The sequence below is a fragment of the Nocardia flavorosea genome, assembly GCF_015477805.1.
GTDB lineage: Bacteria > Actinomycetota > Actinomycetes > Mycobacteriales > Mycobacteriaceae > Nocardia > Nocardia flavorosea_A.
The window spans coordinates 15,168-39,923 of the sequence record NZ_JADLQL010000007.1; the positions used below are offsets into that span (position 1 = coordinate 15,168).

21 protein-coding genes and 1 riboswitch are annotated in these 24,756 nt (G+C 68.0%); of the genes, 10 read left to right on the forward strand and 11 right to left on the reverse strand.

The window, feature by feature from the left end; genetic code table 11:
- Positions 1–40: 40 nt before the first annotated feature.
- Positions 41–1,189 carry an FUSC family protein gene (locus IU448_RS26055; protein ID WP_195058356.1) on the reverse strand — a complete coding sequence of 383 codons (1,149 nt, stop codon included), beginning with the start codon at positions 1,187–1,189 and terminating at the stop codon, positions 41–43.
- 14 nt (positions 1,190–1,203) lie between these two features.
- Entirely contained in the window at positions 1,204–1,647 is a 444-nt protein-coding gene (locus IU448_RS26060) for a DUF3151 domain-containing protein (protein ID WP_195058357.1), read from the reverse strand.
- Between the two features lie 87 nt (positions 1,648–1,734).
- On the opposite strand from IU448_RS26060, the gene IU448_RS26065 reads away from it, so the two are divergent.
- On the forward strand, positions 1,735–4,449 hold the full coding sequence (locus IU448_RS26065; protein WP_195058358.1) for a hypothetical protein: 2,715 nt from the start codon (positions 1,735–1,737) through the stop codon (positions 4,447–4,449).
- Positions 4,450–4,672: 223 nt separating this feature from the next.
- Complete coding sequence (locus IU448_RS26070) at positions 4,673–7,273, forward strand: LuxR C-terminal-related transcriptional regulator (protein ID WP_195058359.1); 2,601 nt, start codon at positions 4,673–4,675, stop codon at positions 7,271–7,273.
- Between the two features lie 142 nt (positions 7,274–7,415).
- Here IU448_RS26070 and IU448_RS26075 read toward each other — a convergent pair whose 3' ends face one another.
- Entirely contained in the window at positions 7,416–7,754 is a 339-nt protein-coding gene (locus IU448_RS26075) for a hypothetical protein (protein WP_195058360.1), read from the reverse strand.
- Between the two features lie 315 nt (positions 7,755–8,069).
- On the opposite strand from IU448_RS26075, the gene IU448_RS26080 reads away from it, so the two are divergent.
- Entirely contained in the window at positions 8,070–8,357 is a 288-nt protein-coding gene (locus IU448_RS26080; protein WP_195058361.1) for a hypothetical protein, read from the forward strand.
- 188 nt (positions 8,358–8,545) lie between these two features.
- On the opposite strand, the gene IU448_RS26085 is transcribed toward IU448_RS26080, so the two are convergent.
- Entirely contained in the window at positions 8,546–8,770 is a 225-nt protein-coding gene (locus tag IU448_RS26085) for a hypothetical protein (protein WP_195058362.1), read from the reverse strand.
- A 60-nt stretch (positions 8,771–8,830) separates the two neighbouring features.
- Here IU448_RS26085 and IU448_RS26090 point away from each other — a divergent pair, with 60 nt between their 5' ends.
- Positions 8,831–10,336 carry a PLP-dependent aminotransferase family protein gene (locus IU448_RS26090; RefSeq protein ID WP_195058363.1) on the forward strand — a complete coding sequence of 502 codons (1,506 nt, stop codon included), beginning with the start codon at positions 8,831–8,833 and terminating at the stop codon, positions 10,334–10,336.
- A 250-nt stretch (positions 10,337–10,586) separates the two neighbouring features.
- Here the strand turns inward: IU448_RS26090 and IU448_RS26095 are convergent, their stop codons facing one another.
- Together IU448_RS26095 and pta are read right to left on the reverse strand one after the other, a co-directional pair.
- Complete coding sequence (locus tag IU448_RS26095; protein WP_195058635.1) at positions 10,587–11,786, reverse strand: acetate kinase; 1,200 nt, start codon at positions 11,784–11,786, stop codon at positions 10,587–10,589.
- A 26-nt stretch (positions 11,787–11,812) separates the two neighbouring features.
- Complete coding sequence (gene pta / locus IU448_RS26100) at positions 11,813–13,885, reverse strand: phosphate acetyltransferase (protein WP_195058364.1); 2,073 nt, start codon at positions 13,883–13,885, stop codon at positions 11,813–11,815.
- A gap of 165 nt (positions 13,886–14,050) precedes the next feature.
- Here pta and IU448_RS26105 point away from each other — a divergent pair, with 165 nt between their 5' ends.
- Positions 14,051–14,878 (forward strand): alpha/beta fold hydrolase, encoded by an 828-nt coding sequence (locus tag IU448_RS26105; RefSeq protein ID WP_195058365.1) that lies wholly within the window; start codon positions 14,051–14,053, stop codon positions 14,876–14,878.
- A 173-nt stretch (positions 14,879–15,051) separates the two neighbouring features.
- A complete protein-coding gene (locus tag IU448_RS26110) occupies positions 15,052–16,011 on the forward strand; it encodes an AraC family transcriptional regulator (protein ID WP_195058366.1) in 960 nt (319 codons plus the stop codon).
- Positions 16,012–16,149: 138 nt separating this feature from the next.
- Here IU448_RS26110 and fgd read toward each other — a convergent pair whose 3' ends face one another.
- Entirely contained in the window at positions 16,150–17,160 is a 1,011-nt protein-coding gene (gene fgd, locus IU448_RS26115) for a glucose-6-phosphate dehydrogenase (coenzyme-F420) (protein WP_195058367.1), read from the reverse strand.
- Positions 17,161–17,364: 204 nt separating this feature from the next.
- Between fgd and IU448_RS26120 the strand changes: the two genes are divergently transcribed.
- Positions 17,365–18,141: an HAD-IIA family hydrolase gene (locus tag IU448_RS26120; RefSeq protein WP_195058636.1), complete on the forward strand. Its 777-nt coding sequence runs from the start codon at positions 17,365–17,367 to the stop codon at positions 18,139–18,141.
- Positions 18,142–18,420: 279 nt separating this feature from the next.
- Here IU448_RS26120 and IU448_RS26125 read toward each other — a convergent pair whose 3' ends face one another.
- The 3 genes from IU448_RS26125 to IU448_RS26135 all read right to left on the reverse strand — a co-directional run bounded on the left by IU448_RS26125 (position 18,421) and on the right by IU448_RS26135 (position 20,712).
- Positions 18,421–19,635, reverse strand: coding sequence for an O-succinylhomoserine sulfhydrylase (locus IU448_RS26125; RefSeq protein ID WP_195058368.1), 1,215 nt, complete (start codon positions 19,633–19,635; stop codon positions 18,421–18,423).
- Entirely contained in the window at positions 19,632–20,048 is a 417-nt protein-coding gene (locus IU448_RS26130; RefSeq protein ID WP_195058369.1) for a rhodanese-like domain-containing protein, read from the reverse strand. Before IU448_RS26130 ends, IU448_RS26125 begins: the two co-directional genes overlap by 4 nt.
- 16 nt (positions 20,049–20,064) lie before the next feature.
- A riboswitch (SAM riboswitch) is annotated at positions 20,065–20,177 on the reverse strand.
- A gap of 64 nt (positions 20,178–20,241) precedes the next feature.
- A complete protein-coding gene (locus IU448_RS26135; RefSeq protein ID WP_195058370.1) occupies positions 20,242–20,712 on the reverse strand; it encodes a hypothetical protein in 471 nt (156 codons plus the stop codon).
- 224 nt (positions 20,713–20,936) lie between these two features.
- On the opposite strand from IU448_RS26135, the gene IU448_RS26140 reads away from it, so the two are divergent.
- Positions 20,937–22,325 (forward strand): FAD-dependent oxidoreductase, encoded by a 1,389-nt coding sequence (locus tag IU448_RS26140; RefSeq protein ID WP_195058371.1) that lies wholly within the window; start codon positions 20,937–20,939, stop codon positions 22,323–22,325.
- Positions 22,326–22,393: 68 nt separating this feature from the next.
- A complete protein-coding gene (locus tag IU448_RS26145; RefSeq protein WP_195058372.1) occupies positions 22,394–23,278 on the forward strand; it encodes an amidohydrolase family protein in 885 nt (294 codons plus the stop codon).
- A 7-nt stretch (positions 23,279–23,285) separates the two neighbouring features.
- Here IU448_RS26145 and IU448_RS26150 read toward each other — a convergent pair whose 3' ends face one another.
- Positions 23,286–23,768, reverse strand: a complete 483-nt coding sequence (locus tag IU448_RS26150; RefSeq protein ID WP_195058373.1) for a DUF456 domain-containing protein — start codon at positions 23,766–23,768, stop codon at positions 23,286–23,288.
- 146 nt (positions 23,769–23,914) lie between these two features.
- On the opposite strand from IU448_RS26150, the gene IU448_RS26155 reads away from it, so the two are divergent.
- Positions 23,915–24,721 (forward strand): MOSC domain-containing protein, encoded by an 807-nt coding sequence (locus IU448_RS26155; RefSeq protein ID WP_195058374.1) that lies wholly within the window; start codon positions 23,915–23,917, stop codon positions 24,719–24,721.
- Positions 24,722–24,756 lie beyond the last annotated feature (35 nt).

A 24,756-nucleotide genomic window follows, 5' to 3' on the forward strand; every position in this document is an offset into this window, starting at 1 on the left:
GCGAACACCGATCTCCGGCGCGGACTCTGCCGCGCTACGGTCAATTCTGCGGCATGACATACGGGTTCGGAACGGTCGGCGGGAGCAGCGCTATCGCCGACACCCGCTGCACACCGCAGACCTGCATGAGATCCACCAGGGTGGAGCGGATCTGCGCGAACACCACATGCGCCGAAAGGCCCGCACCCGCCACCAGTTCCGGCCGGGCCTGTTTGGCCACCGACCGCAAGGCACGTGCCGCCTCGGCCCGGTCGGGCTGTTCGCCGCGGTCGGCCAGCACCATCCGACGAACCACGTCGACCGCCTGCGCCAGCCGCTCCACCTCGTCGATCAGCCCGGGATTGAGAATTTCGTCGTCCCGCACCAAGGTCAGCGACCGGCGCAGCAGGACTCGAGTGTTGCGGACCGCGTTGTCCAGCGGATCCGCCGCCGCACGTAATCGCTCCAGGCGGCCGCGTGAATTCCAGTACAGCGGCGAGATACGGCTCACCTCCCGGCCGCCCTCCAGCGATTTGCGCAACGAATCCAATTGCTGCTGGGTGGCGCGCACCGCCGTGAGCGCATCGCGGATCTTGCTCGGATCCTGCTCCAGCAGACCGTGCCCGCAATCGGTCAGCGATCTCCCCATCACGCCGAGGATCGCCGCTGCCTGCTCCCGTGCCCGGCGCACCGGATGAAGCGGTACCGCGGCCACCACCACCACGCCCACCAGCCCACCGATCAGGGCATCGACCATCCGGGACAGGCCCGCGCCCGATTCCGGCGGCATCAACGTCGCCACCAGCACGGCCGAACCGGACGCCTGGATACCGATGATGGGCCCACCGTCGAGGAAGATCGCCAGCCCCATGGCCGCCGCCACCACCAGCGCGATCTGCCACACCCCGGTACCCACCTGGGAGATGAACAGATCCCCGACCCCGATTCCGAGCGCCACCCCCACCACGAGTTCGAGCGAACGTCGCAGTCGCGCTCCGAAAGCGGTACCGATCGAAACGATGGCCGCCGTCGGCGCGAAGAAGGGCAGCGGATGGCCGACCACGTCCTTGGCCAGGAACCAGGCCAGGGCCGCTGCCAGCGAGCATTGCAGAATCGGAATGGCCGATGAACGCAGCCGGGTCCAGGAACGGCGCAGGCGATCGGTGCCCCGCTCCCGGGCCCGGGACAGCGGCGAGGTCGGGTCGCTCACGGGCGTGGAGACGTTCAGTCCAGACCGAGTTCCCCGGCTGCCCGCGGATCACAATCCTCGAGCAGATCCAGGCAGCGCGCGTACTCATCGGTTTCGCCGACGACCCGCGCCGCCTTCGCCAGGGCCGCCACGCTGCGCAGGAAGCCGCGATTGGGTTCGTGCTCCCACGGCACCGGGCCGAAACCCTTCCAGCCGTTGCGGCGCAGCAGATCCAGGCCACGGTGGTATCCGGTGCGCGCGAACGCGTACGCGGCGACGACATCGTGATTGATCGGTTCCGCGGCGTCCGCGGCACGCTCGAGCGCGGCCTCGGCCAGCGCCGCCCACGCGATCGAAGCGGCCGGATTCTGCGCCGCCACCTGCACCGGATCGGTGCCCGCGTCGAGCGCGTCTTCCGCCGCATGCAGTTCAGGAAGGAGTACAGGTTGCGGTCCGAGCAGATCACCGAACGAGGTCATGCGGTTCATTGTGCACGGCCGCCGGGGATGCTCGATAGGCTGGCCTTCTACGTCACATTTTCTATTTGCCAGCAACGAGGGGTACAGGTGCCGCACCCGACCGACGACGAGAATCCGACGCGCTCCGAACCCGCCCCCGGGGAGAGCAATGCCCCCACCGAGGCCCTGCCGCGGGCGTCGGCGAGCCCGGTGAGCGATTCGGACAACGCCGAAGCAGCGGGCGCGGCCGCGGAAAGCGATGCCGAGACGGAAACCATCCGCACCTCCTCCGCGGGAGAGACGGGGGCGGCCGCCGCGCAATCCGGTACCGGTGAGTCGAGCGGAGCCGGCGATGGTTCGCAAGCGCACCCGGAACGTGACGCACCGGCGAGGCCGGGTGCCGGAGAATCGGCGGAGACCGAGCAGGCGACCGTTTCCGCGGCCGGTACCCGGTCGGCCGGCAGTGGCGGGCCGCAGGCAGGGGCAAAGAAGGATCAGAGCGGCGGGTCGGACAACTCGGATGCTGCCGGCGCGCCGGAGTCGAAGACCGAGCAGGACGAGCGGTCCACGATAGAAGCCGTTGCCGGTGCGGAACCGGAGGTTGCCGATGCCGCCGCACCGGCGGCTTCCAGCGAGCCGGCGGGCGCTGCTGCGCAGGCCCGAGACGCGGCCGAAGCAGGAGAAACGCCGGAATCCGATGCAAAGGACCCCGACGGGCCTACGGTCCCCGGCGGGTCGGTCGACGGCCGGGAAGGTGCCGAGAAGTCGGGCTCGGATGCCTCTGCGGGGGGATCGGCACGAGCGGGCGATTCGACAGACGAAGGCGCCGACCGTGCCGCCGGTGAGCCCGACGCGGACGATCTCCGAGTTGCGGCCGGTGACACCCGCGGTGCGGCCGGTGTGTCCGGCGGGTCGGATATTGAGGATGCTGCCTCGTCCGGTGCCTCGGACGGGTCGGCTGGTGGATCGGGCGGCGCGGCCGATGGACCCGAAGCGTCCGACGCTGGGGTGGCCGACGATGCGGAATCCGATTCGGCGGCACCCACCGAAGTGTTGAAGAAACCGGCTGCGGCCGTGCGGGGCAGCGACACGACGGTGGCGAGCGGTGCGCGCAAGCCCGGCGGTTCGGCCGGCGGGTCCACTTCGGGGGCCTTCGATAGGGCGGCTGATTCCGGATCCGAGTCGGCGCCCACCGAAGCTCTGCAGAAGGTGGCTGTCGCGGGCGGTGCCGGTGGCGTCGCGGGGAAGTCTCCCGCCGGGCAGACCGCGGACGGAAGCCCGGTCGATGACGGTACCGCCGAGGGCGTATCGGACACTCCCCGCGCTGCGGGACAGCCCGATGGCGAATCGGCTTCGGAGCAGAAAACCGTGAACGGCTCCGGTGACGCGGAACCAGTCGCCGAGGACGATCCCGACAGCGGGGATCGTCCTGTGGATCGGTCCGGCAGTGAAGAAGGTGCCGGGCGGGCGGAAGCCGGCGCGTCGGCGACAAGCGCCGGGGTCCGGCCGGATGGCACGGAGAGTTCCGCGGCACCGGCCGCCGGGCACAGCGACGCCCGGTCTGCCGATGGGGACGGCTCCGGGCAGGCGAGTGCCGTTACGGAGCCCGGCAAGGCGGTCCATGCCCCGGAAGGGGCGGCCGGCGGGACGGACGCCGAGCCGGTTCCCGGGAACGCCCCCGGCGGATCGGAGACCGGCACCGCCGGGAAACCGGGCGATGCGGGCAGTGCCCCGGAACAAACAGGTGACCGCCAGGCGGCGTCCGGCACCGTCACAGCGACCGGTTCGGAAACCGGCACCGCAACCGCGGAGAGTGCCGACGACCGATCCGGGACGGCCGAGGCCGGTGATTCCGCGGCGGAGGCCGAATCCGGCGCGTCCGATCCGGGGCCCGTCGACGGCGAGGCGCGGACGGTCGTGATTCCGCGGCAGCCACGGCCGGACGAGGCGCGCACCGAATCCATTGCCGCGGGTAAACCCGACCCCGACGCCACCGCGCGGATCGATATGAACGAGGTGCGCAAGGCCGGCCGGCCAAGGCAGGCACCGGGTGGCCCGGCGGGGCCCGCCCGGACCGATCGCGTCGGGCCGGGAGTGCCGGCGTTGTCGAAGCCGCCGGCTACCCCGCGGCCGCAGCCGGGTCCGAAGCGACCCGGTCCGCAGGCGCCGGTCCGGCCCGATCAGCCTGCGGCCCAGCGTCCCGGTGGTCCGCCGGCGGGCCAGCGGCCGGGTGGGCACCCGCAGCCCGCGCCGCAGCGGCCGGGATCGGCGCCCTCGCCTGCCGACCTCAAACCGACTGTCGCCGAACAGCGGGTCGCGCAGGGGCCGCCACAGCGTGCTCAGCCGCAACGGGTGGAACCGGCGCCGGCCCCCGCAGCGGCACCGGGCACCGGCAACAAGAAATGGTTGATCGCGGGCGGGGTCGCGGTGGCGCTCGTGGTCGCGTTGATCGCGATCCTGGTCGGCGTCGGATCCGGTGACGATTCCCCGCAGGCCCGGATCAGTGCGGCCATCGGTGATTACACCGGTGCGCTGGAAAGCGGCGATCTGCCGGCATTGCGCAGTGCCACCTGCGGTGCGCTGCACGACTACTACCAGGGCTTGTCGGAGGATCAGTTCGCGGCGGTCCACCGGCAGGCGGTGAGCGAGGGCAGTATTCCCGAGGTAACCGGTGTCGACGCGGTGAAGATCACCGATCGTACGGCCCTGGCGCAGGTCACCGTGCAAACCGATGCCGATCCGGAGGAAACGGCCCGGACCTTCGACCTGCGAGAAACCGATTCCGGCTGGAAGGTGTGCGACCCGCCCGCGAGCGGTCAGTAGATCGGCTACGCGAGGACGGGAAGGAGCGTGTGCTGCCCGCCGCGAATCCCACGCTCCGCTGTGGAGTGGCAATCCGGGTATTCGTGGCGACTCGACGAAGACGGCGACGGCCTGGCCGGTGAAGTGGCCGAGCCGAACGGGTTCCGCGCCGGCCGGCGGAGTACCGGTGCTGCGGTGGGCAGTTCGCGACTACCCCGGTAATGCGGCCTATACAGTAGAGAATATGGCTCGGAACTGGCCGATGATCGAACGGGCGAACGAGTTCGAAGCGATTCGCGCGACGCTCACCGGCTCGGATCACGTCGGCGCTGTACTCATCGGGGAACCCGGTGTCGGGAAGACCACTTTGGCGCGACGGGCAGCCACGGCAGGTGGTGGGAACATTCGCTGGGTCGCGGGTACCGAATCGGCGCGCAGTATTCCGCTCGGAGTTTTCGCGCATATGGTCGGTGTGTACACCGCGCACGATCCGGTGACCTTCATGGCGGCGGCCCGGGAAGCGCTGCTCGCCGACGGACTCACGATCATCGGCGTCGACGACGCCCATCTGCTCGACCAGCTCTCCGCGACGCTGCTGCTGCAGTTGGCGATCGACAAGGCGGCGCGGATCGTCGCCACCGTCCGGGACGGTGTCCCGGTGCCCGATGCGGTGACCACACTCTGGAAAGACGGCCATCTGCTGCGGATCCATCTGCCGCCGTTCAGCCAGCAGCAAAGCGTGGACCTGGTGGAATCGATGCTGGGCGGGCAACTCGAAGGTTTCACCGCCAACCTCATGTGGGAATCCTCGGGCGGTAACGCGCTGTTCCTGCGGCATCTGGTGGAGGGTGCGCTGGAAGCGGGGTCGCTGCGGCAGGTGAACGGGGTGTGGCAGTTGCGGGGGCGGGCCGCAGTCACTTCCGAATTGGCCGCGTTGCTGGAGGACCGAGTCGAGCAGCTGCCCGAATCCGTGCTGCGGGTGCTGGAATTGCTCACTTTCTGTGAACCCGCCGATCTCGAGGTGATGGCCGAGCTCGCCGGTGAGGAAGCCGTGGAAGCGGCCGAGAACGGCGGCGTGATCCGAGTGGTGGAGGACGGCCGCGATCTGGTGGTCCGGTACAACCATCCACTGTTCGGCGAGGTGATCCGGCGCCGGCTGGGTATCGCGAGCTCGCGGCGACTACGCGGCAAGCTGTATTCTGCGCTCAAACAGCGCCGGATCAATTCCGCCGCCGATCGGATCCGGCTGGCCGAACTGGCCCTGGACAGCGATAAATCCGCCGATCTGGAACTGTTCGAATCCGCCGCCGAGGATGCCATCGGGCTGGCGAATCTACCGTTGGGCGAACGGTTCGCCCGGGCGGCGGTGGAACGCCGCGGCGGGGTGGAATCGGCGGATCTGCTGGCTCGCGCGCTGCTGTGGCAGGGGCACCGGATCGAGGCGGAGCGGACGCTGGCCAGTTTCGATCCCGGCGATCTCGACGAGGTCCAGTTGGCCCGCTGGGGTAGTACCCGGGTGTCGAATCTGCTGTGGGCGATGGGCGATGCCGACCGGGCCGACGAGGTGCTGACGCTGGTGCGGTCGCGTATCACCAATCCCAAGATCGGTTTGATCACGACCGGGCTCGCCGCCGCGTGCGCGGTCAGCGAGAACCGGCTCGGTGATGCGCTACGCGAATCCGAACAGGTGATGCGGGCCGCGCACGCGCCTCCGTGGGCGGTGTGGTGGGCGGCCTTCGGGGGTGGGCTGGCGGCGGCGTTGCTGGGCCGTGCGGCCGAGGCCCGGGAGTACGCGGAGCGGGGCCGGGCGGTGGAACCGCATATCGACGGCCTCAACCGGTTCATGTCGACGCATGCCGAGGTGCTGGCGCTCGTCCTCACCGGTGATCTGGCGGCCGCTGCCCACCGGGCGACCGAGTACTTCGGGTATTCCGCGCCCGGACAATACCTGGCTTGGGGTATGTCGAAGATCCTGCAGGGCACCGTCGATGTGGCGCGCGGCGGGTTCGTCTCCGGTATCGAGAATCTGGAACAGGCGCTGGCCGCGCTCACCGCCGAGGGGGCGGCAGCCTGGATGTTCCCGGCCCGGATCCGGCTGGCCGAGGCCTACGCGGCGCTCGGGCGGCCCGTCGAGGCCGCCGAATCGATTGCCGAGGCCGATGCGCGCGGCGGCCGGCACAGCGCGGTGTACGAACCGCAACTCGAGATCGCCCGGGCCTGCCTGGCGGCGGCCGAGGGGACGGTCAGCACCGCGGTCGAGCGCGCCATCCGTGCCGCGGACGCCGCCGCCCGCGCCGACCAGCACGCCGTGGCGGCGCTGGCCCTGCACACCGCGGCCCGATTCGGCGCCGGTTCGGTGGCGCCGCGGCTGGCCGATCTGGCGCATCGGGTGGACGGGCCGCTGGTCCGGGCGCAGGCGCGGCACGCGATCGCGCTGTCCCGGCGCGACGGCGCTGAACTGGACGCGGCGGCAGCCGATTTCGAAAGCCTGGGTGCCCGTTTGTCGGCCGCCGATGCCGCGGCCCAGGCCGCGAAGGCTCACGATCGGGCCGGGGACCGGCGACGGCTGCTGGAATCTGCGGCCCACGCCAACCGCCTGGCGGCTGCCTGCGGCGGTGCGTCGACCCCGGCGTTGCGCGATGCAGCGCAGCCGCTGCCGCTCACCGCTCGGGAACGTGAGATAGCGAATCTGGTAGCGGCAGGCCTGAGCAACCGGCAGATCGCCGACCGGCTCACCGTTTCGGTCCGCACGGTGGAGGGCCATCTGTATCGCGCCTGCACCAAACTGGATGTCACCGATCGGGAATCCCTGGCGGCCCTGCTGCGCGGCGACCCGGCCCGTTGAAGGTGGGACGAACCCGTCTCCTTCCTTCCGCCGTGTGTGCACAGCGCTCGACCTATTCGGGCAGTCGGCATACGGCTTCGGCGTTGTGGCCGTCGGGAGCGGGGTCAGTCCCCGGCCGCGTTCCCCGCCGGCACCGGTCGGTTCAGCTCTGGCCGCCGATCAGTCCGCCGATCGGCATCGGCGGCAGTGCGCGGACAAGGGTCATTGCCGTATCGCAGTACGCACTGCGGGCGGGTTCCCACGGGTTGGTGTTGCAGACGTAGTTGCCCATCTTGTCGTAATGCGAGGAATGTCCACGGTAGGACCATGTAAGGCCGTCCTCGGAAGGGCTGTACGGGCACTGGTCCGCCGCCATCCCCGCACAGGGGCCCTCGACTCCCCACGGCCCGACCGGATAAGCCATCGCCTGGGGCGCGCCGGCAACAGTGAGCGTCGCGGCTGCCGCCGCGCCCGCGAGCAGGTATTTGATCGTCGATTTCACGCAGTCTCCTCGATGCACAGGTTCGAAACCCTTGCCTGCACATCGTATTCGTCCCGACTTCGTTACTTGCCAGTTCTAAACAATGTTCCCGGTGCAACAGCTGCCGGTTCGACCCGGTTCGCTTCGAAGCGTGGTGAATCAGGGCAATCGCGTATCCGATATACGGGAACCGCCCGGCCCGCACCGGCAAGGTCACTGCGCAAGTAGTCCGCGGCGAGCTGGATATGTTGCCGGTCGAGTCGAGTATTTCCCGGTCCTCGAGGTATCGGTTACGCTGGCCGCTCGTCGAACACCCCGGGGGATGTGGAGGTGCGTATGGGCAGGAAATCCGCCGTCCGATTCGCCGCGACCGTATCGCTGTGCGCGGCGACGGCACTGCTCTACGGGTGTGCGCAGGACACCGGCGGTCACGCCACAGCCGCTGGGCCGGTGGCATCGCAGGTGGCGACGGAAACCCCGCAGGAGCGCAGTCTGCGCATTCGCGACGAGCTGGTGCGGCTGGGTTGCGATAGCAATTCCTGTATCCAGACGTATTTCGCCTGTGCGGACGGTTTGCTGTCCGGTGAGCCCTGCGAGTTCTACCGGCAGCACCCGTTGAAATAGTAGAACCAGTCCAGTTGGGGTACTGGACTGGTTCGTTCGATGTGGTCCTGCCGTACTGCCGAAGAAGCCCCGGATCGTGGCACCGCTGGTCGGCTGCCCGTCGGTCCCACTCGCCGAGTCGAGCGGTTGCGAGGTCACGAACCCGGCCGGGACTGCCGGGTTACCTGCCCCGCTCCGGGATTCCCCGATCAGGCGGCGCGCTTGCGCAACGACGGCGCTTCCCGGTGCGACTGTGCTGCATTCAGATCCCGGTACTCGCGTTCGGTGTCGTACCGCGTCACCGATCCGTCCATGACCGAACCGAGCGGCCGGTACCGTTCCAGTAATTCGGGCAGCCGCGATTCGGTGACCAGGTATTGGTGTGCGAAGAAGGCGAAGGTTCCCACTCCCACGAGTGCCATCAAGAGTGTCATGTTTCCACTATGGCCCGACTGGACTTGCCGATAAAGAGCCAATCGGTCGATACTGGACCTATGTCGACGAGAGTGCTCGGCGCCGCGGGTCTGGCCCGCGATCTGGGGCAGTGGCGCGGCCCGGACCCGACAGCCACCGAGGGCGGCACCCGGCGTCCCACGCGGCCGGCGTACCTCGCCTTGGCGGAGGGGATCCGGCTGCTCATCCACGACGGCCGGGCGCCGCTCGGGATCGCCCTGCCCAGCGAACGCGATCTGGCCGCCACCCTCGGTGTCAGCCGTACCACCGTGACCTCCACCTACGCGCTGCTGCGCGAACACGGCTACCTCATCACCCGGCAGGGCTCGCGGTCTACTGTCGCGCTGCCGCCGGCTATCGCACACGACGGTGGCCGCGCCGGTCGCGGGATCCTGGCCACCATGTCCACCGGCACCCAGCCGGCCGTCGACCTGACCTATGCCTCGATGACCGCGCCGCCCGAGATGGAGGAAGCCTATGCCGTAGCCCTGCAAGGTATTCCGTCGTACCTGAGCACCCACGGTATGGATCCGGTCGGTATTCTGCCGCTGCGCGAAGCGATCGCCCGCCGGTACACCGAACGCGGCTTGCCGACCGGCGCCGATCAGATCTTGGTGACCCTCGGCGCCCAGCACGGTCTGCGGCTGCTGCTGAACGTGCTCGCACCACCCGCGGCCCGAGTGCTCATCGACCATCCCACCTACCCGAACGCGATCGAGGCGATCCGGGATGTCGGTGCCCGCCCGGTGCCGGTGCCGTTGCGTATCGAGGATCCGGATGCGGCCTGGGATCTGGACGGTCTGCGCAGCGCTGCGCGGCAGACGGCGGCCAGCCTGGCCTATCTGGTGCCCGATCACAACAACCCCACCGGGTTCCTTATGGACGAGCCGGCCCGCGCCGAACTGGCCGCGATCGCCCGGGAAACCCGGATGACGCTGATCATCGACGAATCCATGGCGAACCTGTCGCTCGGCGATACGGCCCCGGTCGCGCCGGTCGCCGCGTTCGCGAAGGGCGCCGAGGTGATCACCATCGGTTCGGCGTCCAAATCGTTCTGGGGCGGTCTGCGGGTCGGCTGGATCCGGACCTCGGAATCGCTGATCACCCGGTTGCTGACCACCCGCGCGACCGTCGACCTGGGCACGCCGGTGGTGGATCAACTCGCCTCGGTCCATCTGCTCGAACATGCCGAACCGATTCTCACGCGGCGCCGCGAACTGCTACGCGACCAGCGCGCCGCATTGCTGACGGCGATGGCCGAGGAGCTGCCGGACTGGTACGTACTGCCCGGTGTGGGCGGAATGTCGGTCTGGGCGCAGCTGCCCGCCCCGGTTTCGACCGCGCTGGCCGCCACTGCACCCAATCACGGTGTGCTGCTGGCGGCGGGACCGCGGTTCGGGGTACAGGGCGCGTTCGAACGCTACCTGCGCCTGCCTTATACGAACCCCGAACCCGAACTCCGGCGGGCCGTGACGGCCATTGCGGCCGCCTACGACGGTTTGGGGCCGCGCGCCGGTGACCAGTTGCAGCCGCTCACCTGCTACTGACCAGCAAGCGTGACCGGGGTAAGGCACTGTGCGATACGACATCCTGGAGCTGTAGCCGTAACCCGGGCCAGAGCTGAAGCTGGAACCGGGGCTGGAACCGCGGCCGTGCGTCGGCGACCAATCGCAGCCGCTCACAGTAAGGGGCGGGCATGGCGGCGGCCCGAAACAGCGGCCGGTTCACGTCGGGCCGGATCTGTGCGATCTGAGGTGATTCGTGGGGCCGCCTGCCACTGTCTGGTCAGGGCGTGGTTCAGGAGTCCTGGGTGACCGCCACCGCGGCGCGGGCGATGGCGAGTTCCTCGTTCGTCGGGATCACCAGCACCTGCACCGGGCTTTCCGTCGGTGAGATCCGGCGGGGCTCGCGGGATTTCGCGGTGTTGAGCTCGGGATCGACGACGATCCCGAACCGGTGCAGCCCGGCGAGGGCGTCCGCGCGCACATCGGGGCTGTTCTCGCCGACGCCCGCCGTGAAAGTGATCGCGTCGACCCCACCCAGATCGATCAGGTAGGCGCCGAGGTAGTGCCGCAGGCGGTGTACGTAGACGTCGTAGGCCGCGCGGGCGGTGCTATCACCGGAATCGATGCGGCGGCGCAGTTCGCGGAAGTCGTTGACTCCGGCCATTCCGCGCAGCCCGGACCCTCGGTTCAGCAACCGGTCGATACCGTCGACGTCCAGCTGCGCCGTCCGCATGAGGTGCAGAATTATCCCGGGATCCAGATCGCCCGGACGGGTACCCATGACCAGACCCTCCAACGGGGTCAGGCCCATGCTGGTGTCCACCGGGCGGCCACCGCGCAGCGCCGATACCGAGGCGCCGTTGCCCAGGTGGAAAACGATCTGGTTCAGCGTCTCCGCTGGGCGGCCGAGGAATTCGGCGGCGCGGCCGGATACGTATTCGTGCGAGGTGCCGTGGAAACCGTAGCGGCGGATCCCGTGCGCTTCGGCGACCTGGCTGTCGATCGCATACGTTTTCGCGGCGGCCGGCAGACCGTGGAAGAACGCGGTATCGAACACCGCGACCTGCGGTGTATCGGGCAGTAGTTCGCGGACGGCCGTGATTCCGCGAATATTGGCCGGATTGTGCAGCGGCGCCAGCGTGCTCAGCTCGCGCACGGTCTTCAGCACCGCGTCGTCGATCAGAGTGGGCCGGTAGAAGACCTCGCCACCGTGCACGACGCGATGGCCGACGGCGGCGATTCCGGCGGTGGTGAGGTCGTGCCCGGTTTCGGCGAACTTCGCGAACGCCAGCCGTAGACCGGCCGTGTGATCCGGGATCTCCTGTTGTTCGGTCAGTGTCCGATCACCGGCGGTGTGCTCGATCGCGCCGCCGCCCTCACCGATCCGCTCGACCAGTCCGGACGCGATGATCGTGCCCGAACCCGGTTCCATCAGCTGGTATTTGATCGAGGACGAACCCGTGTTCACCACGAGTACGCGAATCGGTTCCATCACCGTCTCCTGTTCCCCGGTGCGCGTCACTGCTGCTGCGCCTGAATGGCGGTGATGGCCACCGTATTCACGATATCGGCGACCAGCGCACCCCGGGACAGGTCGTTCACCGGTTTGCGCAACCCTTGCAGCACCGGCCCGATCGCGACCGCGCCCGCGCTGCGCTGCACCGCCTTGTAGGTGTTGTTACCGGTGTTCAGGTCCGGGAAGATGAAAACCGTGGCCCGCCCGGCCACCTCGGAACCGGGGAGCTTCGCGTCGGCGACCGTGGGCTCGATCGCGGCGTCGTACTGAATGGGGCCCTCCACCAGCAGTTCCGGCGCCCGTTCCCGGACCAGCGCGGTGGCGACCCGCACCTTGTCCACATCCGCGCCGCTCCCGGATTCGCCGGTGGAATAGGACAGCATCGCCACCCGGGCGTCGATACCGAAACGGGTGGCGGTGGCCGCCGAGGAGATCGCGATATCTGCCAGCTGCTCGGAGGTCGGATCGGGGACGACGGCGCAGTCGCCGTAGGCGAGCACCCGGTCGGCCAGGCACATCAGGAATACACTCGACACGGTCGAAACGCCGGGGACGGTTTTGATTATCTCGAAGGAGGGCCGGATGGTGTGCGCGGTGGTGTGCGCGGCGCCGGACACCATTCCGTCGGCGAGCCCGCGATGCACCATCATCGTGCCGAAATAGGAGATATCGCTGACCGTTTCCCGGGCCCGCTCCAGCGTCATACCCTTGTGTTTACGCAGTTCGGTGTATTCGCGGGCGAAATCCTCGAGGTGTTCGGAAGCCCGCGGGTCGAGCACCTGCGCACCGGCGATATCCACCCCGAGTTCGGCGGCCCGCGCCCGGACGGCCGTCGCGTCCCCCAGGATGATCAGGTCGGCGACCTTACGTTGCAGGACGCGTCCGGCCGCGCGCAGCACCCGGTCGTCGTCGCCCTCGGGGAGCACGATGGTTTTCCGGTCGGCGCGGGCGCGTTCGATCAGCTGGTACTCGAACATCTGCGGAGTCACCACGCTGGTCAACGGAACCTCGAGCCGGCGCAGGAACTCCGCCGCGTCCACATGGGTTTCCATCAATGCCATCGCGGTATCGACCTTGCGCGGATTGTCGGCCGACATCCGGCCGCGGGTGCGATGCGCGACCCCGGCGGTGTCGTAGGTCCCCGAGGCAGTGGTCAGGATGGGTAATCGTGGTTTCAGCCCGGTGATCAGGCGGGCGATCGCGGGGTGGGGGAGCAGGCCCCCGTTCATGACGATCCCGGCCAGCGACGGGAAACTCTGCGCCTCGTGCGCGTTCACCACACTGAGCAGTACATCGGACCGGTCGCCCGGCGCGATCACCACCGCACCGTCGAACAGCCGTTCCAGAATGTGTTCGGCGGTCATTCCGCCCACCATCACACCCAGCGCCTCACGGTGCAGGAGTTCGGGGTCGCCGCTGTAGAGTTCGCCGTCCAGCGCATCCCGTAGCTCGGCCATGGTGGGGGCGATCAGCAGCGGCACCTCGGGCAGGCTCCAGCGCGGGACACCGAATCCCGCGAGCTGTTCCCGCACCGGCTCGAGATCGTCGGGCGCGCACCGGTTCGCGATGATCGCGAGCAGTTGCGCGTGCTCACTCGCCAATTCCGCCGCGCACAGCTCCGCCAACTGTTCGACCTCGTCCGGCGACCGCTGCGCCCCCCGCACCACCAGCAGCACCGGCGCCCCCAGATTCACCGCGATCCGCGCATTGAACCGCAGCTCGCTGGGGCTGGCGACATCCGTGTAGTCGCTGCCGACGATCACCACGGCATCACAGGCCGCCGCCACCTCGTGGTAGCGCATGACGATCTCGGAGATGGCGGCGTCCGGGTCGGCGTGCACCTGCTCGTAGCTCACCCCCACTGCCTGCTGATAGTCGATATCGACGGTGCTGTGCTCGAGCAGCAGTTCGAGGATGTAGTCGGGTTCGGTCACCGAGCGGGTGATGGGCCGGAACACCCCCACCCGCGCGGTGGTCGCGCACAACATCTGCAGCACCCCGAGCGCCACGGTCGATTTCCCGGTATCACCCTCCGGCGATGCGATGTACACACTGGACGCAGCAACCTCGGCCATGAGCTAGAGCGTAACGGTGTGCCCCAGTAAACCGGTGCCCGTGGCCTGGCACGGCCCGGTGACCGCTCGACAAGCGGTCACCGGCCAGATCGTGCGTGTTGCCGGTTGTCTTTTGCGCGAATACGGTCGAACGGCCACGGGTGCGGTCATGAGAATTATCAGCCTATGGAAACCGAAGATGTATTCGTCCCCACGCGACTGGGGCAATTGCACGTTGCCGTCACCGGCCGGGGCGATCCGATCCTCATGTGGCCCAGCCTCCTCATGGACGCCAGTCTCTGGGATGTTCAGATCGACTACTTCGCGCGAAGTCATACGGTTATCGCGATAGATCCTCCTGGCCACGGCAGGTCCAGCCCACTCGAACGCCAATTCACCTTCGGTGAATGCGCGCAGTGCGTCGCCGACATACTCGACTATTTCGAACTGCCGTGGACTTACTTCGTCGGAAATTCCTGGGGGGCGATGGTCGGCGCGACATTCAGCGCCGGCTTTCCCGAGCGCGTCCGCGCGGCTGTCTTCATGAACGGCACGGCATCGCCTGCCCCTCGGCGGCAGCGGCTGGAATATCGCGCCCTGCTCGTTCTGGTGCGTATGCTCGGCGGTATCAAACCACCGCTGACCTGGTCTGTCGTCCGCGCTTTTCTCGGACCGACATCGCGACGATCCCGCCCGGAAGTCGTTCGCCGGGTACTGCGCATCGCGCAGAGAAATGATCCCGATTCGCTGATCCGAGCCGTCCGGTCCGTGGTGCTCGAGCGTCCGGATCAGCGCACCGCGCTCGCATCGATCACCTGCCCCACCTTGGTGATCGCCGGCCGAGAAGACCGGACATTCCCACTGCCCGAGCTCGAGGCGATGGCCGAGGGCATTCCGGGGGCGAACCTGACCGTCATCGACGATGCCGCTCATTTGGTAGCGGCGGAGGTTCCGGACCGCGTCAACGTTGCGATCGACGCCTTCCTGGCTCGGCACAGTCACAGCGGCGGGTGAGCGGAGCATCGAGTTGCCGCGACGCCCGAGCTGGCGCGAGTCCGGCAGGGCACGCACTTTTTCCGATTCCGTGGTGGCCGCACTGGTAGGTTCGCTGCTGACTGTCCAAGCTCGTCTGCGCCGGATCCGGTTCGTGCTGCGGATACCGGGCACACAGCGGGTGGAGGTTGCTCATGGCGCCGGTCGAATCGTATTTCGTGGGCGAGGTCGATACGTCCGCGGTCCCGGCGGCTGCCTCGGCCGACTTCTGGGCTGAACACGTGTGCCGTAACCAGGGTAATTTACAGTTCCGGTTCGCCGACGCACCGACGTTCCGCGGCAGTATGTCGATGCAGGGCGATAGGGATTATCTGCTGATCGATGTGTGCTCCGACGACATCGTGTACAGGCGGACACGAAAAGACATCCGATACGACGACGACGCCGGCCTACGGTTGGCTGTCCCGACCGCGGGCGTGCTCGATCTCCGCCAGGACGACCGGGCCGTGCGGGTTTGTCCCGGACAGGCCGCAATCGTGACGAAAACACGCCCGGCGGATTTCCGCCAGCCGCGAGATACGCGAGCACGCGTACTGAGTATTCCGGCCGGTGCACTACCTCTCGACTCCGGTGCCGGCCCGGTGGTCGTCGACCTGGAACAGGGCTTGGGCCCGGTCGTCGCGGGGATGGTCGGTGGACTCGTCGAACAGCGCGCGGCGCTGGATGGGTACGGGTTCGCGGCCGCATGCCGCATGATCGTCGAACTACTCGGGTTGTGCCTGCGGCCCACGGGCAAGGCTTCCACTACCTTGGGGACGGTTGATCTCGCGGTCCGTGACTACGTCCGCGCGCATGCCACCGAGCCCGAGCTCACGCCCGCATCGATCGCCCACAGCCTGGGCTGGTCGCTGCGGCAGATACAACTGGCGCTGCACGGTACCGGCACAACGCCCAGCCGACTGATCCGCACCGAGCGGCTCGCTGTGTCGTACCGGCTACTGCGCCACAGCCCCGCGGACCGCACCATCGCTGATATCGCCTATACCAGCGGTTTCCGGTCGCTCAGCGCTTTCGGCGCCGCTTTCAAGGAACGGTACGGGTGTGCGCCGTACGCGGTACGCCGCGCCGGTTTCCGAGCAGGAGACAGCGGCTGACGAGCAGACACGCCGTCCCGGGCGGGTACAGGGCCGGTGACCGACAGCGTCGTCGTACCGGTGCAGTGCTCGGCCGGTGCCAGACGGCGCAGGTGCAGTCCGCTACCAGCGGTCGCGAGGAACCGGCCGAGTAGCCGTCTAGCCCAAGTCGCGCAGGCGCGGGGCCAGGTCGCGCTGGAACAGGTCCAGGAACCGCCGCTGGTCGTGTCCGGGGGCGTGGAAGACCAGGTGGTTCAGGCCAGCGTCCAGATACGGTTTGATCAGTTCGACCGCCTGGTCCGGGTCGCTGGCGACGATCCAGCGTTTGGCGATCTGCTCGATCGGCAGCGCGTCGGCCGCCTCCTCCATTTCGATCGGGTCGGTGATGCTGTGCTTCTGCTCCGCCGTCAGCGACAGCGGCGCCCAGAACCGGGTGTTCTCCAGGGCCAGGTCGGGGTCGGTGTCGTAGGAGATCTTGATTTCGATCATCCGGTCGATCGTGCTCACTTCCCGGTCCACCTTCGCCGCGCCTTCGGCCACCGCCGGCATCAGCTTCTCGGTGTAGAGATCCATGCCTTTACCGGAGGTGCAGATGAACCCGTCGCCGGCCCGGCCCGCGTACCGGGCCACCACCGGGCCGCCGGCCGCGATGTAGACCGGGATCCCGCCTTCGGGCACGTCGTAGATGGAAGCGCCGACCGTCCGGTAGTAGGTCCCGTCGAAATCGGTGCGCGCGCCCGTCCACAGCGCCCGCATCAGGTCCACCGATTCCCGCAGCCGGGCGAAGCGCTCCTTGAATTCCGGCCATTGCCCGGCGTACCCGGTGGCGATCTCGTTCAGCGCCTCGCCGGTGCCCACGCCCAGCATCACCCGGCCGGGATACAGGCAGCCCATCGTCGCGAACGCCTGCGCGATCACCGCCGGGTTGTACCGGAAGGTCGGGGTGAGCACCGAGGTGCCGAGCATGATCCGCTCGGTGCGCTCGCCCGCGGCCGCCATCCAGGCCAGGGAGAACGGGGCGTGCCCGCCCTTGTGCCGCCACGGCTGGAAATGGTCGCTCACCGTCGCGCTGTCGAGGCCGTGTTCTTCGGCCAGCACCGCCAGTTCCACCAGTTCCCGCGGTCCGAATTGTTCCGCCGACGCCTTGTATCCGAGCTTCAGCTCACCCATATGCGCCACTCCTGTCGCGTTGTGTCCGCCACCGTTTCCGGCCCGGTTTCGACCATAGCCAGCGCCGCGCACCGCTGCGCCAGTGGTCCGGCTCACCGGCCCCGTGCCGCGGGTTCCGGGCGCGGCATACCCACCGCTGCCGCCGCGAAGCGCAGAATCGACGGGGTGAGCACAGACGAACCGATTCTGTCCTATCTCACCGATATGGACGGGGTACTGGTGCGCGAGGAGCACCTGGTGCCCGGCGCCGACGAATTTCTCGCCGAGCTGCGCGCCGAGCAGATCCCGTTCCTGGTGCTGACCAACAATTCGATCCGCACCCCGCGCGATCTGCAGGCACGGCTACGGCAGAACGGGCTCGATATCCCGGAGCAGTCGATCTGGACCTCCGCGCTGGCCACCGCGAGTTTCCTGGACGAGCAGCGGCCCGGCGGCACCGCCTACGTGGTGGGCGAATCGGGCCTCACCACCGCACTGCACGAGATCGGCTACGTGCTCACCGACGTCGACCCGGACTATGTGGTGCTCGGTGAGACCCGCACGTACTCGTTCGAGGCGATCACCACCGCCATCCGGCTGGTCGAACGTGGCGCCCGCTTCATCGCCACCAACCCCGACGCCACCGGGCCTTCCCGCGACGGCGTTCTGCCCGCCACGGGATCGGTGGCGGCGCTCATCACCCGCGCCACCGGCCGCGACCCGTACTACATCGGCAAACCGAACCCGCTGATGATGCGGTCCGCGCTACGCCGGATCGACGCTCATTCGCAGAGCAGCGTGATGATCGGCGACCGCATGGACACCGACGTCATCTCCGGAATGGAAGCCGGTATGCGCACCATCCTGGTCACCACCGGCATCTCCACCCGGCATTCGGTCGAGAACTACCCCTACCGCCCCACCATGGTCTTGGACTCGGTGGCCGACTTGGTCGGGCGAGTGAGAACACCCTTCACCGAACCCACCGTGAACCAGAGCTGACCCAGCACTTCCAGCGCACCGGACACCGCCCGGGTCAGGGTCCAGCCGAGCCGACCCGCCACACCCGTTGGCGCGTTCACTGAGTTCGAACAGGCCCCGCGCCGAATCATCACGCAACCAGCGCCGCCGCCGAGTCTTACGAGGCCCTGAAAGGTTTCGGCCCGTCCCTGCTGTCAGTGCTCGATGCGATGCGGCGCAGCCGCGAGCATCGAGTGCTGACAGCAGGGACCTAGGGGGCCGAAACCCGCGGCGCCGCAGGCGCCGCAAAATAAACACAGCTCAGCGCAGCGCGTGGTCCAGGTCGCCGAGGAGGTCCTCGATATCCTCGAGCCCCACCGAGAGCCGCACGACCCCGTCCGACAGTCCGATACCCGCCCGGCCTTCCGGGCCCATCGCCCGATGGGTGGTGGTCGCCGGATGGGTGATCAGCGATTTCGCGTCGCCGAGATTGTTGGAGATATCGATGATCCGCAACCCGTTCAGCACCTCGAAGGCCCGCTTCTTCGCCGCGTCCGCGGCGGCCTTCAGTTCGAAGGTCACCACGGTGCCGCCGCCGCTCATCTGAGCGGTGGCCAGCTCGTACTGCGGGTGGGTTTCCAGGAACGGGTAGCGCACCCAGCTCACGGACGGATGTTCGTCGAGGTATCGCGCGATCCGCAGGGCCGATTCGGTCGACTGCCGGACTCGCAGCGGCATGGTTTCCAGACCTTTGAGCAGCGTCCAGGCGTTGAACGGGCTCAGCGCGGGGCCGGTATGCCGCATCAGGGTTTTGACCGGGCCTTCGATGTACTCCTGGGAGCCGAGGATCGCGCCGCCCAGTACCCGGCCCTGACCGTCGATGTGTTTGGTGCCGGAATACACGATCACATCGGCGCCCAGTTCGAACCCGCGCTGCAGCAGCGGGGTGGCGAAAACGTTGTCCAGTACCACTTTCGCGCCCGCGGCGTGCGCGAGTTCGCAGACTTTGCGCACGTCGACCAAGGTCTGCATCGGGTTCGCGGGGGTTTCGAAGAACACCGCGGCGGTGGGTTCGGACAGGGCCGCCTCCCACTGGTCGAGGTCCTCACCGTCGACGAAAACCGTTTCCACACCCCAGCGCGGCAGGATCTCGTTGCACACCACGAAACACGATCCGAACAGGCTGCGCGCGGCCACCAGCCGGTCGCCGGCGCGCAGCAGGGCGCCGAGCGCGACGAAGACCGCCGCCATACCGCTGGCGGTGGCGAAACATGCTTCGGCGCCGTCGAGCAGCCGCATCCGTTCCTGGAAGGTGGACACGGTCGGGTTTCCGTAGCGGGAGTACACGTAATGCGGGTTTTCACCGGTGAACGCGGCTTCGGCGGCCTCGGCGCTGGCGTAGACGAACCCCGAATTCAGGTACAGCGCCTCGGAGGTCTCTTCGAAACCGGACCTGTTCAGACCTCCGCGGACGCCGAGGGTGGCCGGACCGACGCCGTCGGGCAGGACGCGTTCGAACGCGCCGCCGCTGATCACGACTGCCGCCAGGGTAGTCCGAGGGCTCGCCAGCCGGCGCCCCCGCGATGCCCGAATTCGTCCAGCGGGCCTTCGAAGCCGTCGGAGATGTTGTAGGAGGGCGCGATACCGGCCGCGGTCGCGATATCGGCGGCATGTGCCGAGCGCTGGCCCGACCGACACAGGAACAGCACCGGGGCATCGGTGGGGCGATCGCCCAGCGCCGTACGCAGCTGGTCCAGGAACCCGGTGTTGCGGGCGCCGGTGGAATCGACCCATTCGATCAGCAGCGTCGGTTTGGCGACGGAGCTGGTGTCGGGAACTCCGACGAATTTCCATTCGGCTTCGGTGCGCACGTCCACCAGGACGGCGTCCGGGTTCTCGGCCAGCAGTTCCCAGGCCTGCTGTGGACCGATATCGCCTGCGTAACTCAACGTGGTACCTCCTGCGAATCCGCACTTGCCGCATCCGTTCGATGCGCGCCAGGTCGTCACCCGGAGCACCCCACCGCGGAGGAGGGTTGCCGACCAGCGAGCCGGGGCTTGGCGCTGGTGCTCATGACCCAGTGCAAAAGATTGCCCGGATCCTGCCCGGCCTGTCAAACCCCGGTTGACGTCCGGCGCGACCTCATTCGACCGGCTGGTTGCACACCTTCCAGTCGCCGTCGGTCCGGAACAACCACCAGGTGGAGGTCGCTTCCTCGTCCTCGACTCGGCTGGTCACTTCGATGGTCGCGGTCTCGCCGTTGATCTGCACCGGCCCGAATTTCGTGATCTCGATATCTTTTCCGGTCTCGCCGGGTTGCAGCCGCCCGGCCAAGGGTGAACGCGCCGGAACGAAACCGGGGCATACCGCTTCGCGTGGCGGTTCCGGGCCGTAGCGGTTGCTCACATCGGCGAACTCGCGGACCGCTCCCGCGATCCGGTCGGAATCTGTGACATTTTTCTCAGCGGGTGCCAGCAGGCCGGTGAGCAGGATGCCGCCCAGGATCACGGCCGCGATCGCCGCGGCCACGACGAACGGCGTGATCGTGCGCCGTGGCGGGGTGGTATCCGGGTCGGTGGCCGCCGGTTCGTCAGCGGGTCCGGAATCGCTCATACCGATGATCATCCCTGGTCCCGGCAGCGGTGTGTGCCCACACCCCGATAGAATCGGGAATGACCGCGGGTGGACAGCACAGCAGTCGCCGCGGGGACGTGGGAAGACGTAGTGCCGGCCGACCGGCACGGCGCGATGACGGCGCATACAAACCACGCGTCAACTTAGCCTAAGCTAAGTGCAACGCCAGTGATTCTTTCGACCGATAAGGGTGCGCGAAACAGATGACCGAGCAGAAGGAAGCGAACCGCCCGCTTCGGATCGCGATCGTGGGGGCTGGTCCGGCGGGTATCTACGCCGCTGACGCGTTGATGAAATCGGACGCCGACGTCTCGATCGACCTGTTCGAGCGGATGCCTGCCCCGTTCGGCCTGATCCGCTATGGTGTCGCGCCCGATCACCCCCGGATCAAGGGCATCATCACGGCGCTGCACAAGGTGCTGGACAAGGAGCAGGTGCGCCTGCTCGGCAATATCGACTACGGCACCGATATCACGCTGTCGGATCTGCGGCGTTTCTACGATGCGGTGATCTTCTCCACCGGCGCCAACGCCGACCGGGCATTGCCTATCCCGGGTATCGACCTGGACGGCTCCTACGGTGCCGCCGATTTCGTGTCCTGGTACGACGGGCATCCCGATGTGCCGCGTAGCTGGCCGCTGGACGCGGAGAAGGTCGCGGTGCTGGGCGTCGGCAATGTGGCGCTGGATGTGGCGCGGGTGCTGGCCAAGACCGGCGACGAACTGCTGCCGACCGAGATCCCGCCGAACGTCTACGCCGGCCTGAAGGAGAACAAGGCCGTCGAGGTGCACGTCTTCGGGCGCCGCGGTCCCGCGCAGGCCAAGTTCACGCCGCTGGAACTGCGCGAACTGGATCATTCGCCGACGATCGAGGTGATCGTCGATCCGGAGGACATCGACTACGACGAGGGTTCGGAGGCCGCGCGCCGGCATTCAAAGCAGGTCGATATGGTCGCCAACACCCTCGAGCAGTGGGCGATCCGGGATCAGGGCGACCGCCCGCACAAACTGTTCCTGCACTTCTTCGAATCTCCTTCGGAGATCATCGGTGAGGACGGCAAGGTCGTCGGCCTGCGGACCGAACGCACCCAGCTCGACGGCACCGGCAACGTCAAGGGCACCGGAGACTTCCGCGACTGGGATGTCCAGGCGGTCTACCGGGCCGTCGGCTACCTGTCGCAGAATATCTCGGAACTGCCCTTCGACGATCAGGCCGGGGTCATCCCGAACGAGGCCGGCCGTGTGCTCGTCGACGAGGACGCCGACGGCTCCGCGCGGTACATGCCGGGCACCTATGTGACCGGTTGGATCAAACGCGGCCCGGTCGGGCTCATCGGCCACACCAAGGGCGACGCCAACGAGACGGTGGCCTGCCTGCTGGACGACAGCAAGAACTTCGGTGTCGCCGAGAACCCGCAGCCCGAGGCAGTGACCGAGTTCCTGGAAGGCCGCGGTATTCCGTTCACCACCTGGGCGGGCTGGTACCGCTTGGACGCGCACGAGCGTTCGCTGGGCGAGCCCGAGGGCCGGGAACGGGTCAAGGTCGTCGAACGCGAAGATATGCTGCGCGCCAGCGAGCCCCACAAGGTGTAACTTTCCGGCCCGCTCCAGGAGGTTTCCCGGAGCGGGCATCACCCCGACGTATCAGGCATTCTGTATCCGTGTTCGATGCCCATGTGCACATCATCGATCCGCGTTTTCCGCTGATCGAGAACGAGGGCTACCTACCGGAGCCGTACACCATCGCCGATTACCGGCGCCGGATGTCGCGGTTCGAGGTCGCCGGCGGCGCGGTGGTCAGCGCCTCCTTCCAGGCCGACGACCAGAGCTACCTGCGGGCCGCGCTGGCCGAACTCGGGCCGGGCTGGGTCGGGGTCACCCGGCTCGACCTGGACGCCTCCGATGCGGAAATCCTCGATCTGCACGAGGCCGGGGTGCGGGCGGTGCGGTTCAACCTCAAACGCGCCGCCACCGATATCGCCGGAATGACCCGCCAGGCGCTGCGGGCACACGAACTCGTGGGCTGGCATGTGGAAATCTACGTCGACGGCCAGATGCTGGCCTCGCTGCAGCCGGTGATCCTGAAACTGCCCAAGGTGTCCGTCGATCACCTCGGGATGTCCGAGGAAGGGCTGTCGTACCTGCTCGACCTGGTCGATCGGGGTGCCCGGGTGAAGGCGACCGGTTTCGGGCGGGTCGATATGGACGTCGCGACGGCGCTGCGCCGCATCCACGCAGTGAACCCCGAAGCGCTCATGTTCGGCAGCGATCTGCCCGGCACCCGCGCCGGCCGCCCGTTCCGGGAAGCCGATGTGGAGTTGATCGCCGATGTGGTCGGCACCGATATGCATGCCGTTCTCGAGGACAACGCCCGCGCGTTCTACGGTCTGCCGCCGATCGATCGCACCCTCGAGGATCCGACGCCGACACTTCCGCTGTTCGCCCCCTCGCTCCGGGAGGCCGCCCGCCGTCCCGCCTCCGACGGCACCACCCGGCCCCTGCCCATTCTCGATCCGAAGTCGGGTCGCCCGCCCGGCCGAAGCTGAGAACTTCTCAGGCGGCAATCGCCCCGATCACCCAGACGCCACTCGCGAGCAGTGCGCCCAAAAGTTCCACCAGGATCGACAGACCCACCCCCTTGATCGCATGTTTGCTCGACGCCCACGCCTGCCGGTTGTCGGGCATCCGGGCCATTTCCGACAGATACACCCCCACCACGAAACCCACGAACAGGCCGACCACCGGGATCACGAAGAAACCGACGATTCCGGCGAGCCCACCCAGCAGCAGAGTCCGGTTCGGAATCCCGGCCTCCTTCAGATTCCGGCCGGGCCAGGTGTACTTCACCACCCCCGAGATCACCAGCAGCAACGTGCTGATGGCCAGCACCACCCAGGCCATGGTGCCGCCGGTGAGGAAAGCCCACACCGCGACCGCCGCGAAGATCAGGATCACCCCGGGCAGAATCGGCACCACGATGCCGACCAGGCCGACCAGAATCGCCAGGCCGACGACGATTTCACCCCATACGCTCACATCACCAACGTAACCCGAGTCCGGGTGCCGGGTCGGCGGAAACCCGGACGCCGAGAGCGGGACCGTCGCGGGGGGGTCGATACAATCACCGCCGCGCGAGGATCGAGCCCGGCGACGGGTAACCGAGTTGAGGAGGTCGACAACTGGTGCAGGTGACGACTCTGCGCAGATATCCGGTGAAATCCATGCTCGGTGAGGATGTCTCGGAGCTGGTGGTCGACGAATCCGGTGCCTTCGGCGACCGGGCGCTGGCTGTGATCGATACGGCCACCGGCCGGGTCGCCACCGCCAAACAGCCACGGTCGTGGCGGCAACTGCTGCAATGCTCCGCTGCCGGAGACCCGGGCCGGGTGCACATCACCTTGCCGGACGGACGCACTGTCGAGGCCGGTGCGGGCGATACCGCCCGACTGCTCAGCGGCCTACTGGAGCGCGATGTCCGCCTTGCCGATCAGCGGGTCGACGGAATCGAAATGGAGCGAGCCGACCCCGACGAGGTACTGGCCCGAGGAATTGATGCGGCCTCGAACTATGTGACCGGGCCCGTGGCCAGTGCCACTCCGGGAACGTCCTTCGTCGACTACGCTCCGCTGCACTTGATCACCACCGCCACCCTCGACCGGCTCGATATCGAGGCCGTGCGATACCGGCCGAACCTGATTGTCACCACCCCCGCGGAGTTTCCGCCCTACGGCGAGAACGACTGGGTCGGAAAGGAATTGTCCATCGGCGAGGTGCGGTTGTCGGCGATCACCACCACCCCCCGCTGCGCGGTGCCGACCTTGGAGCACGGTGACCTTCCCCGCGCACCCGAGGCAGTCCGCCGCCCGATGGCCGAGAACCGGGTCGCTGTCGCCATCCCGGGCCGCGGTGCTCTGCCCTGTGCCGGGGTATATCTGACCGTGCTGCAAGGCGGCACCATCGGCACCGGAGACCGGCTGGTGATCCACTAGATCGTTCGCGCCGTGGTGGAATTCGTACTGCCGCC

What these genes read in the sequence shown, in the direction of transcription:
- IU448_RS26095 (WP_195058635.1), bottom strand. Translation starts at nt 11,786, where the DNA reads ATGGAACCGATTCGCGTACTCGTGGTGAACACGGGTTCGTCCTCGATC.
- IU448_RS26090 (WP_195058363.1), top strand. Translation starts at nt 8,831, where the DNA reads ATGTCGACGAGAGTGCTCGGCGCCGCGGGTCTGGCCCGCGATCTGGGG.
- IU448_RS26135 (WP_195058370.1), bottom strand. Translation starts at nt 20,712, where the DNA reads ATGAGCGATTCCGGACCCGCTGACGAACCGGCGGCCACCGACCCGGAT.
- IU448_RS26070 (WP_195058359.1), top strand. Translation starts at nt 4,673, where the DNA reads ATGGCTCGGAACTGGCCGATGATCGAACGGGCGAACGAGTTCGAAGCG.
- IU448_RS26060 (WP_195058357.1), bottom strand. Translation starts at nt 1,647, where the DNA reads ATGACCTCGTTCGGTGATCTGCTCGGACCGCAACCTGTACTCCTTCCT.
- IU448_RS26110 (WP_195058366.1), top strand. Translation starts at nt 15,052, where the DNA reads ATGGCGCCGGTCGAATCGTATTTCGTGGGCGAGGTCGATACGTCCGCG.
- IU448_RS26085 (WP_195058362.1), bottom strand. Translation starts at nt 8,770, where the DNA reads ATGACACTCTTGATGGCACTCGTGGGAGTGGGAACCTTCGCCTTCTTC.
- IU448_RS26105 (WP_195058365.1), top strand. Translation starts at nt 14,051, where the DNA reads ATGGAAACCGAAGATGTATTCGTCCCCACGCGACTGGGGCAATTGCAC.
- fgd (WP_195058367.1), bottom strand. Translation starts at nt 17,160, where the DNA reads ATGGGTGAGCTGAAGCTCGGATACAAGGCGTCGGCGGAACAATTCGGA.
- IU448_RS26080 (WP_195058361.1), top strand. Translation starts at nt 8,070, where the DNA reads ATGGGCAGGAAATCCGCCGTCCGATTCGCCGCGACCGTATCGCTGTGC.
- pta (WP_195058364.1), bottom strand. Translation starts at nt 13,885, where the DNA reads ATGGCCGAGGTTGCTGCGTCCAGTGTGTACATCGCATCGCCGGAGGGT.
- IU448_RS26140 (WP_195058371.1), top strand. Translation starts at nt 20,937, where the DNA reads ATGACCGAGCAGAAGGAAGCGAACCGCCCGCTTCGGATCGCGATCGTG.
- IU448_RS26120 (WP_195058636.1), top strand. Translation starts at nt 17,365, where the DNA reads ATGGACGGGGTACTGGTGCGCGAGGAGCACCTGGTGCCCGGCGCCGAC.